Origin of the sequence: Longibaculum muris (genome assembly GCF_004343035.1) — a bacterium.
GTDB lineage: Bacteria > Bacillota_I > Bacilli_A > Erysipelotrichales > Coprobacillaceae > Longibaculum > Longibaculum muris.
In genome coordinates this window covers 234,925-245,572 of the sequence record NZ_SMCQ01000001.1, presented here as the reverse complement: position 1 = coordinate 245,572, position 10,648 = coordinate 234,925, and the positions used below count along the sequence as shown (strand labels likewise).

The 10,648-nt window shown below is 27.0% G+C and carries 10 protein-coding genes; 2 read left to right on the top strand and 8 right to left on the bottom strand.

Annotation, left to right across the window (positions count from 1 at the left end):
* The coding region (locus EDD60_RS01145; protein ID WP_165973110.1) for a GHKL domain-containing protein at window positions 1-445 on the top strand (445 nt) is incomplete at its 5' end.
* 22 nt (window positions 446-467) lie between these two features.
* Here the strand turns inward: EDD60_RS01145 and EDD60_RS01140 are convergent.
* Complete coding sequence (locus tag EDD60_RS01140) at window positions 468-1,175, bottom strand: LytR/AlgR family response regulator transcription factor (protein WP_066450853.1); 708 nt, start codon at window positions 1,173-1,175, stop codon at window positions 468-470.
* 17 nt (window positions 1,176-1,192) lie between these two features.
* Window positions 1,193-1,921, bottom strand: a complete 729-nt coding sequence (locus EDD60_RS01135) for a LytR/AlgR family response regulator transcription factor (RefSeq protein ID WP_066450857.1) — start codon at window positions 1,919-1,921, stop codon at window positions 1,193-1,195.
* A gap of 224 nt (window positions 1,922-2,145) precedes the next feature.
* On the opposite strand from EDD60_RS01135, the gene EDD60_RS01130 reads away from it, so the two are divergent.
* Window positions 2,146-2,400 (top strand): helix-turn-helix domain-containing protein, encoded by a 255-nt coding sequence (locus EDD60_RS01130; RefSeq protein ID WP_066450859.1) that lies wholly within the window; start codon window positions 2,146-2,148, stop codon window positions 2,398-2,400.
* Window positions 2,401-3,040: 640 nt separating this feature from the next.
* Here the strand turns inward: EDD60_RS01130 and EDD60_RS01125 are convergent.
* The 6 genes from EDD60_RS01125 to EDD60_RS01100 form a co-directional block, all read right to left on the bottom strand.
* Window positions 3,041-3,940: a nucleotidyltransferase family protein gene (locus EDD60_RS01125; RefSeq protein ID WP_082787471.1), complete on the bottom strand. Its 900-nt coding sequence runs from the start codon at window positions 3,938-3,940 to the stop codon at window positions 3,041-3,043.
* A gap of 103 nt (window positions 3,941-4,043) precedes the next feature.
* Window positions 4,044-5,492 (bottom strand): LCP family glycopolymer transferase, encoded by a 1,449-nt coding sequence (locus tag EDD60_RS01120; RefSeq protein WP_066450861.1) that lies wholly within the window; start codon window positions 5,490-5,492, stop codon window positions 4,044-4,046.
* 96 nt (window positions 5,493-5,588) lie between these two features.
* Window positions 5,589-7,067, bottom strand: coding sequence for an LCP family protein (locus tag EDD60_RS01115; protein WP_132226120.1), 1,479 nt, complete (start codon window positions 7,065-7,067; stop codon window positions 5,589-5,591).
* A 121-nt stretch (window positions 7,068-7,188) separates the two neighbouring features.
* Window positions 7,189-7,890, bottom strand: a complete 702-nt coding sequence (locus EDD60_RS01110) for a site-specific integrase (RefSeq protein ID WP_066450867.1) — start codon at window positions 7,888-7,890, stop codon at window positions 7,189-7,191.
* 130 nt (window positions 7,891-8,020) lie between these two features.
* Window positions 8,021-9,442, bottom strand: a complete 1,422-nt coding sequence (locus EDD60_RS01105; RefSeq protein ID WP_276330908.1) for a flippase — start codon at window positions 9,440-9,442, stop codon at window positions 8,021-8,023.
* Window positions 9,443-9,689: 247 nt separating this feature from the next.
* The gene (locus EDD60_RS01100; protein ID WP_066450871.1) at window positions 9,690-10,631 is read right to left on the bottom strand and encodes a GlcNAc-transferase family protein; all 942 of its coding nucleotides are present in this window, start codon (window positions 10,629-10,631) and stop codon (window positions 9,690-9,692) included.
* Window positions 10,632-10,648 lie beyond the last annotated feature (17 nt).

Below are 10,648 nucleotides of genomic sequence, written 5' to 3'. Positions count from 1 at the left end.
AGATGCACTGATCCATACTGGTAATGTTTCGATTGATAGTGTCATTGATGATAAGCTATCTTTGGCAAAGGAAAAGAATATCATCTATGAAGAAAACGCCAAGAATATGTACTATGGTGATATTGAGATTAATGAATTAGCTTTATTGATTGGTTTGGCATTAGATAACGCTATTGAAGCATGTGAGAAAGTCGAAGAAAATCGTTATATTTACTTTGAAGCTAGAAACAAGAAAGATTACCTAGTTATTCATATCACCAATTCAATCATTCCTCATACAAAGCCACGCTTTTATAAAACAAGTAAATTGGTCGATAAAATGAATCATGGCTTTGGTGTTGAGGAGATTAAGGATATTGTGAAGCGATATGATGGTGATATACAGTATGACACAAAAGAAGATAGAGTTGTTTTAAGAATTATATTAAAGACAAAAAAAGATTGAGTGATATCAATGCTCAATCTTTTTATTGATCTAAAAATTTATTAAATGCTTTTTTGAAGTCTTTATATCGTTTTTTGGATACTTTAATTTTACTACCATTACTCATAATAACTTTTGGATACTGAATTTCTTTGATATGTGATAAATTAATTAAATGACTTCTTTGTATTCTGAAAAAATAAAATTCTTCTAAATCTTTTTTTATTGTTTGAATTGATTTGGAATTTCCATAATAATTTCCACGAGTTGAATATAGTTTGTAATATTTATAAGATGTTTCTAAGGATATAATTTCAGTTGTTTTGAAAATAAGATTTCCATTGGATGTTGGAAACATATATGACTTAGTAAAAGAGCGATAGGTTTTGATTGCTCTTTGTATTTCTTCTATAAATAATTTTGATTCAATAGGTTTCTTTATAAATTGAAATGCATTGACTATAAATGATTGATTAACATAACTCATATGACTTGTTACAAAGATAATCATACAATTTGGTTTAATATCATGAACATATTGAGCTATGTCAATTCCATTACTATCAGCTAGTTCTATATCTAAATAGATTAAATCATATTTCTTTTTAGTAAATGATTTTATTAAATCTTTTCCACTTGTGAATGTGTCAATGTCTAATGGAATATCTTTAAAAGTTTGTGTAAAATTGTCTAAACGTGTTGATATGTCTTGGACATAAAATTCTTCATCATCGCAAATGGCTATATTCATAAATTTCTCTCTCCTTCTTATTTTTTCTTTTCTATGTATTTTAAAAATTTATCGTACAACAAATGATTTTTAACAAGTGTTCCCCTGCTTGTTGGAAAAACTTCCCTTGATTTTAAAATGACATTTCGGTCAGTTAAAAAATCGATACATTTCATATTGACTAGTACACTTTGATTGACTTGCATAAACCATCTTGATTTTAATGCTGTACGTAAGCGGTATCTGTTTTTAACATGTGTCATAAAATGTTCATCATTAACTGTGACAATTTCTAAATCGTTATAGTATGTTTCAAAGTATTTGATTTCATCAACTGAAAATATGCGCTTACGGCCTATATCTCGAATTGGCACTACAAATTTAATGTTTTGATCTAAATACCAATTCATAAGATAGTCAAAGACATCTTTGAATACTTCTGTCTTGATTGGCTTTAGTAGATATTCTCTTGCTCGTACTTGAAATGCTTCAGGTACTCGTCGATATTGATCACTAACAAAGACAACTTGACATGCTGGATTGCGTTTTTTTAATCTTTTTGCTGCCTCTATTCCATGATTGTTTTCTACTCTCATTTCAATAAAAGCAAATTGATAAGAGTGCTCCTTAACACTATCGATGAATTCATCAACTGAAGAATATGTATAAACATATAATTCAATTTCTTCTTCATGAAAACATTCTATAATCTTCTTTTTAATCAGATTAAGATAACCAACTTGATCATCACAAATCGCTATGTTCATATTAACCCCTTCCCTTCTTTTTGTAAAATGAACTTTTACGGTATATTTTCCGCATACATTATTTTACATAAATTCCCATAATTCGTCATGTCACTTTTAAGACAATTACAGGCACTTTTTACCACCCTATTGTGTTTTTGATAAATTTTATTTGCAAATCGCAAGAAGTTTCCCTAATGCAATTTTTATTAGTGTATAATATCTAAAAGGATGGTGAAAGAATTATGAGTATCGGTGAAAGATTAAGAACTTTAAGAAAAGAAGCAGGCTTATCTCAGAAACAGGTTGCTGAAACTTTGAAAATGTCTAAACCTATTGTTTCACAATATGAATCTAATCAAAGAACACCTTCTTTAGGTAAATTGATTCGTTTTTCTCGTTTTTATAACGCATCATTGGATTATATTTGTGAAAACGTTAATGAAAAAGGCGAGCTTATGGGTGATGTTAAAGGGTTAATGAAGAAAACAAAAAAATAAATTGTAACAGGTTCTGCTTGTTACAATTTTTATTTACCTAAAAGTTGACGAATTTGAAAATGATTCATGATAAAACACGTTTTTTTATTTTTTAGCTTTTCTATTTCACTTGAAATGCATATAATGAGATTGTCTTGAGAGACAAACTTAATAGCAATACATACACTCTTATATAAAAGAACTAAGAAAATGAACTAAAAAAAATTTAAAATTAAGAAAGGGATTTTTCTCATCAGCAGCGTGTTGTTATTGAGTCAGCTATTTATCTTTACGACTTAGCCTAAAAGAACCTGGCTTCTTGTGAAGATCAATATGAAACCAAAACTGAATCGATTCATTTGTCAATTGACAAGAAATACTGGATAATAGATAAGGGTTATCCAGTATTTTTCTTTTTGTTACAAAAAAGTTAGGAGAAAGTGGCTCACTTTCTCCTATATAAATAGAACATAACAATACCGCACAATAATCTCTTATTGCATTAATAATATAACATATTTTCCTGTATTTGGGAATAGTAAATTTAATTTTTTTACAAAAAAAAAAGAGGTTTCCCTCTTAAAATGAATATTATCAAATAATATGTTTTTTATATCTTCATCCAAATAGCTAAACTTTCCAATTTCCCAATATTTTCAAATTATAGTTTTTCTGGATAGACTCCTTTTTCTACTAATAACTGTATGTTTTCTTTTACAAATTCTTTATCTTCTTTGTATGTAACACCAAACCATTCATCATGCGATTTTAAGACTTCTACAGAGACTTTTCCTTGTTGAAGTAAATTACCTATAATAGTTGGTAAAAGATACTCAGATTTCAAATTTGAGGCTTCTAGAGCATTTAAGAATTCATCAAAGCCTTTTTCAAGAATATCAAAGAACTCAGGATATAGTCCCCACATATTCATTGAAACAGCTGAATCTAAATTAATTTCTTTACCTTCTACAATAGCTTTCCCATCAATACGTTCAATATTATGTGTTTCAACAATATCTACTAGCTTGTTATCTTCACTGACTTGGCAAATTCCTCTTGTTACTCCACCGTTATCACTTAAAGTATTCTTTAATACAAAACCTACCATACAAATTGGTAAAACATCACTTTGATGTTCTTGGGTTAAATACTTATAAGCTTCTATATAAGCTTCTTTACCATAATAATCATCAGCGTTAATAACTAAAAATGGTTCATTAATTAAGTTCTTACATGCTAAGATGGCTTGTCCTGTTCCCCAAGGCTTACTACGATCTTTAAATCTTTCTTGATAAACTTCAGGAATGTCATCTAATTCCTGGAATGCATATTCTACATGTACTTTCTTTTTGATTCTTTGACCAATAATTTCATCAAAGTCTTTTTCTAAATCTTTTCTAATGACAAAAACAATTTTATTAAACCCTGCTTCTAACGCATCATAGATAGAATAATCCATAATGATTTCACCATTTGGTCCCACTGGTTCTAATTGCTTAATTCCACCGCCAAAGCGGCTTCCTATCCCCGCTGCCATTACAACTAATGTTACATCTTTCAATACTTTCAACTCCTTTTTTATCCATTATAGCAAGACTTTGTCTATAAAACAATGAAATAAGAATTGTTTATCACAAAAACACAAAATATTCTCTTATTCTTTGTTAGTTATTTTTTTCACCTTTTAAAACTTTTTGAATGTATAACTTATTTTCTTGAACACTTTTCTCATTTGGAATCATATAATAGAGTTTACTTTGCGGCATATATGCCCCACCAGTTAATTTTTGACCATGACCTGACATTTGCTTATGAACAATATTCCAGCTACTCATATCACTTAATTGCATTTGAATTAAGCTTGTTATTTCATCAGCAGACATATTTGTTTCAAAACATCCCTCAATCGAATCAAGAACACTTGTATAATTCGTAAGAATAACTGGTGACATCATTTTCTTTAACATTCCTGTTAAAACACGCTGTTGATTAGCTACACGTCCATTATCTCCTCCTGTAACCGTATAACGCGCTCTTGCAAAATATAATGCCTGATCTCCATTCAATTGATTTATTCCCTTAACATAATGATATTGGCCAATTGTAAAATCTTCAATTGATTCGACTTCAATTCCTCCTAATGCATCAACCATCTCAATAAGAGAAGTAAAATTAACTCTCGCATAATAATTGATATCAATATCCATAAAGTTTTCAACTGTTTTAACAGTATTCTCTATGCCAGCTAATCCAGAATGAGTAAGCTTATCTTTTTTACCTTTATTCGCTAAAGTTACATAATAATCTCTAGGAATACTTGTCATTAATATTTGTTTAGTCACAGGATTAATTGTTACTATCATGTTCACATCGCTTCTTGAAACAGTTGAAACATTTCCAAACGTATCAATTCCACTGATGTAAATAACAAATGGCTTATTTGTAACATCAACATTTTTAGAAAAGTCTTCAATTTTTTTATCAATTGAACATGACCAAATAACTTTTGTTTCTTCTGTAAAATGAGGATAATTTTCTTCTATAATTGTACGATAAGCCTCATTTATAAAAATACCATCACATTTCTTTTGATAAAGATAATTTGCTGATTGATGAAAATCATTAATTTCTTCGCTTTGAAAATCTTTACTATTTTCTTTTAAAAAAGTTAATGCTTTTGTAAAGTATTGAATATCTTCTTTCACATTCATAGCAATTTTTTTATTTTTCATATCTTTAATAGAATTCAAATGACTATCTTTTAATACAATAAGTGAATATGTATATGTATCTTTATCTGCGCTTGTAATACTCTCTAGTGTCTTATTTCCTTTATTAAGATATATTCCGCCAATTAACATGATAATACTTAAAACAACACATATGACTTTACTGACAATAACTCTTACTGACTTTTCATTATCTGTTTTCATCATAAAGAATAAGCTAACATTAATACATAAAATAATAATAATGACTATACTCGCATATAGTACTGGTAGTACTCCTAATAAAAGTAGTGAAATAATTAAATATAAACTTATTCCTAATAACAAACCACTTATAACAAACTTATGTGTCACTTTATTTAGTATGTTTTTTAATACTTGCATAATCTCCCCTTCTTTCTAAATCAAGTTTAACATCATGTTGTATATAACTTGTATACGAAAAGAGCATTCTCATTAGAAATGCTCTTTCCATCAAAGTTATTCTTTTATTGTAATTTTTTCACCATTCATCATCTTCTTAATTAAAGAACTACAATAAGATACACTTTCATCATTTGGAATCATATAATATAGCTTATTGTTAGGCATATATGCCCCACCAGTCATTGATGTTCCACGTCCACTTAATTGAATTTGATGGATATCCCATGAAGCCATATCATCTAATTGCATTTGAATTAATGAAGTAATTTCGCTTGATGACATATTTGTTTCAAATGATCCAGCGATAGAATTTAAAATACTATTGTAATTTGTAATAATCTTTGGTGACATTGCTTTCTTTAACATAGCGGTTAAAACACGTTGTTGATTTTTAACACGATCATTATCACCATTAGCTAATCCATAACGTTCTCTTACGAATCCTAAGGCTTGTTGACCATTTAGATTATTATTTCCTTTAACAATATGATATTTTCCATGTCTTGTTGTAAAGGCAACTGGTGAATCAACAGTAATACCACCTAATGCATCAACCATTGTGACTAATGATGTGAAATTAACTCTTGCATAATAATTGACATCAATATTTAAGAAATTTTCAATTGTTTTAACAGAATTTTCAACACCAGCTAAACCTGCATGTGTTAATTTATCTTTTTTACCTTTATTTGCTAATGTTACATAATAATCTCTAGGAATACTTGTCATTAAAATTTGTTTTGTTTTCGGATTAACAGTAACTAGCATATTAACATCTGATCTTGAAACTGTAGAAACTGGTCCTGATGTATCAATTCCACTAATATAAATTGTAAATAAACTTTCAGTAACATCAACATTTTTAGAAATATCTTTGATTTCTTGTGTGATATCATAATGCCAAATTTCTTTTGTTTCACTTTCGAAATTTTCATGATTTGCTTCAAACACTGCATAATATGATTGATTAACTAATATTGCAGGTGTTTTTCCACTATATAAATCATTTGCTAATTTATCAAAATCTTTAACATCATTTGTTTTAATTGAAGACTCTGCTTTATTTAATTCAGTGATGGCTTTTTTCATGTTTTCTTCATCAACAGCATTATTAACTTCAATTGTTTGATTCTTTAAATCAGATAATTCATCATATTTACTATCTTTTAAAGTAACAACAACCATTCTTGTTGTTTGAGTATTAGCTCCAGAAATTTTATCTAATACTGAATTACCTTTAGCAATATATAATGAACCCATTAAAAGTACAACACTTAATAATAAACTAACAACTTTTCCTACAATATTTTTTACTGATTTTTCGTTTTCGGAAGGTTTCATTAAGAAAAATGTCCCAACACATAACAATAAAACCACTGCAATAATTATCAAAGTATATTTCATTGGTAATGCGCCTAGTTTAAAAAATAATGCTACAAGTACTAATGAAGCTATAATTTGAATTGCAATAATTACTTTCCAAGATGTAATTTTTTGAATAATACTATCTGTATTACTAGCTTTTTTAGCCATTTTATCCCTCTTTTCTTTAATCGTTACAATATTAGCATATTCATGTGTACTTTTCAAGAATTTGTCAATTTTCCCTAATATTTCGTAGGTTTTATTTATTTATTTATTTAATTGCTTCTTTTTAACTAAAAATGATGAGTGTATATATATCTAGTGTTGTGTTCACAGAAGAACGTCTTAATATTTCACTTAAACTCTTTATATCTACGTTACACTGTACACATCTTGTTGCAAAGGTATGTCTCAAAATATGAAAATTGTAATCTTTAATATGAAAGTAATTTAAAATTCTTTTAAAATAATATTGATATATTCTCGGAGTTAAATAATGTTCTGTTCCTGTTAAAATATATCCATGTGCCTTTTGAAACAGAATGAGATATTGATATAAATTTTGATTAATAAGAATTTTACGAATTAAATTTTCAATTTTAGGCATGTCTATTTCTGTATAACTTTTCCTTTTTTCATTAATTCTTTGTACTGATTCGTTGATAATAATCTTCTCATCATGTAAAAGAATATCTCTGCATTTTAATACATAAATCTCTCCTAGTCTTATTCCTGTATATAAACATATAAATAAACCAATATTTTTATAACTCATATTGTGACATATAAATGTTTCTAAATTGTTAAGATCTTTCCAATCTAAAATAATAATTTTCTTTTTTGTAACTATAACAGATGGGATGGCATTTAATGCAAATATAGAATACCTTAGTATTTTCCCATAATATAGAATGCTTTTTAAAACAACAACAATGTCTTGCAATGATTTTCTTGATATATTCTGCGTTATACCCTCAATAAAATCTAACACATCAGTAATTTCAAGATTTGATACATTGTACTTACCTAAATATAGGTTAATATATTTGTTGATTATTCTTTGATACTAAATTAAAGATGTTTTTTTATTTTCCCTGTATCTTGATCAAATATAATAATAGTTATTTATGTAAAATCTTGCCAAAAATAACAGTTGAATATTCATAAATTATATTCTCTCTTGTGAAGAACAATATTAATAAATATACACCAAAAAATACTATAAATGTAATTACTAATCTAACAAATATATTAATAAATGAAAAACAATTTATTAATACATAGTAACAAAACATAGTTATTATTAATGAAATAAAAATTTTAATAATATCTTTTTTTATAGAGATATGTTTTAATTCATTTCGTAATACAATCAAATGAACACTAACTACAACCATTTCAGCAACCAGTGTTCCAATTGCTGCACCAATTGCACCATATGTAGGTATCAATAAAATGTTTATAATTAAATCAACTAGTCCTCCCATAATTGCACCTAAGACTGTATAAGTTTCTTTTCCTAAAGGAATAAGCAATTGCCAAGCCGTTACACTACCTATTCCAATGAATATAATAGAAGGTATTATAGCTCTCATAACAGGAATAGCTTGCTCATATCCATTTCCTGCTAAAAATATAATTAATGAGTCTGCTTCAAAATAAAAATATGTTGCAAGCGGGATAGCTATTAAAAAAATGAATTCAAATGATTTTTTTATCATTTCATAAAATTTTTCTTTAAAATTGTTAGTTAAATAATATGAGATTCTAGGCATTAATACAGAACCTAATGCTGTTACAACACTCACTAGGATATTTTTTAATTTAATTGCAGCATTGTAATAACCAACTTGTATGTCTCCTGAAATAAACCCTAACATAACTGTATCTAAATTAGTATAAATCATTGTTGCTGCAGAATACAAAAATAAAAAAATAATTGGTTTTATATGTTTTTTTATACAATAATTTCCTATTTTTTTTAAAGTAATATACTTTGGTAATTTTATAATATTCAATATATTTGAGCCAACAGTTCCAAGAATTGTAATAGCTCCATAAATTATATAATCACTTTTATCATGAACAAATAAAAACATAAGTAAAATTGAAAGAACCTTGAATGCTATATTTCTAAAAGTAATATAATCATATTGTTCAATAGATTGATAAAACCACTCTATCCCAGCAACGCTTAACAAAATACTGATAGAATTAATCCATAACAAAGTAGAATTATTAGAGAACTCTGGAACAACAAACATCATAATTATAAAAACAATATAAGAAATAATCATACATATAAAATTTATGAATAATAATTCATGAACTGTTCTAGATAAATTTGTCTTATCATCTCTAACTTGAGCACAGACTTTTACACCATATGTAGGGATTCCTAATGAAGCAAATAAACTAAAATAATTAATTACAGATGCAGCAAAAGCTATTTTTCCATTTCCTACAGCCAAAAGTACTCTCGATACATATGGAAAAGTTATCATTGGAAATATAAAAGATGACATTCGTAAAATCATATTCATAATAAAATTATATTTAACAGAATGTATTTTAAATGAATTGCTCATATATAAATTTCTCCTTCCAGAACTATTTCAAATTCTTCCTTTGCTCTTTTAATATACGTATTAAAATCTATTATTGTCTCATTATTAATTATGAATATTCTTTTTATCAGTAAAATTATATGTATATAATAATATTCTCCCACAAATTAGATTTGTTCCTAATTATTACATTTAATCAGTAATATTTTTTATATCAAAGTAATTATCTTTTTATGTTTATAAAAAAGAATTTATAGATATTAAAATTGATTTGTGCTAGCCTTAATATAATAGGCGATGTGTTACAATATGTTTTGTAATAATACATAATAGCATTGAAATCTAATTCCCTTGATTCCATAATAGATATTGTTTTTTTTGTCGTTTGTGCATGATTATGGATTACTATTTGTTCATTACAAAAATAAACAGCATATCCTTTTTTTTCCATTCTACGACTTAAAATCATTTCTTCTCCATATAGAAATGTGTATTCATCAAACATATCTATTTCAAAAAATGCCTTAGAACGAATAAACATAAAACAACCTGAAATCCAATCACATTTCCCACTTGATGCATTTTTCACAATATCATTACAATGTTTTACTAAAAATTGTGATTTCTTTTTGGCTGGTAGAAATGCTGCAACCCAACGTAGCCAATAATAAACAATTAATCTTTTATAGGCAGAACTCCACTTTTGAGGAGATTGTTGAATACCAGAGGGAGTGATGACTTGAGGACCAATAACACCAACATCTTCATTAGAAATAAATATATCTTCTATTAAATTTAAATTTATACAATCAATTTCTAAGTCATTGTTACTTATAATTAAATATGGATCATTCCATATTTTTTTTGCAATTTTCGCACCTAAATTATTTCCTCTAGCATAGCCTAGATTTTCCCCAGAATGACAATAGCAAATGCTGCATTTGTCATTTTGAAAAAAATATACTTCCTTCTCAGCTATTTTCTCGCTATAATTTTTATTTTGACCAAAACAATTTGTTAAAAGTTCTATATCCTTATTTTTATCACCATTCTGAATAATTATTATATGTAAAAAGATTTCTGGATTTATTGCTTTTAAAAATTTTTTAATATATGAAATTGTTACAGAAATAGTATTATAATCGACTACAATAAGTGAAAACATTATTTAATCCATCCCTT